This window comes from Parachitinimonas caeni, from assembly GCF_030129945.1.
In the GTDB taxonomy this organism is placed as follows: domain Bacteria; phylum Pseudomonadota; class Gammaproteobacteria; order Burkholderiales; family Chitinimonadaceae; genus Parachitinimonas; species Parachitinimonas caeni.
Genome location: NZ_JARRAF010000188.1, coordinates 1 through 454 on the forward strand (window position 1 = coordinate 1; position 454 = coordinate 454).

Sequence of the window (454 nt, forward strand, 5' to 3'; positions counted from 1 at the left end):
CCCCCCCTGGGGCGCAGGCGATTGCACTGACCGGCACCGGCCCGCTCAGCGCCTGGAGCCTGGGCCTGCGCCAGGGCGACAGCCTGCAGCTGACGGCGGGGGAATGGTCTGGTGCCGGCGAAGTCCGCCTGCTGGACAGTGAAGGCGTCGAACGCGGACGCTGGCATCCGGCCAGCCAGCCAAGCTTCACGCTGACTTCCCCGGTCGCCGGGCCCTTGCTGCTGCAGGTCGATCACCCTGCGGGCGGCAGCTTCCGCCTGAACGCCCAATGGGGTGACACCGAGCCGGCAGTGCTGCCCGCTCCGGTACTCAATGGCAGCGGCGTGATCCGCAATGGCGAGACGGCCCACTTCCCGATCGAGATCAAGCAGGCCGGCCTGTGGCTGCTCGACCGGCAAGGCGCCCTGGGCGATGGCAGCGGCTTTGCCAGCAATCTGGACGTGATGCTGCACGA

The 454-nt window shown here is 70.0% G+C and carries 1 protein-coding gene; it reads left to right on the forward strand.

What is annotated here, in order from left to right:
• Positions 1 to 454 (forward strand): hypothetical protein (locus PZA18_RS24245; RefSeq protein WP_284103457.1); only part of this gene is annotated, 454 nt, incomplete at both ends.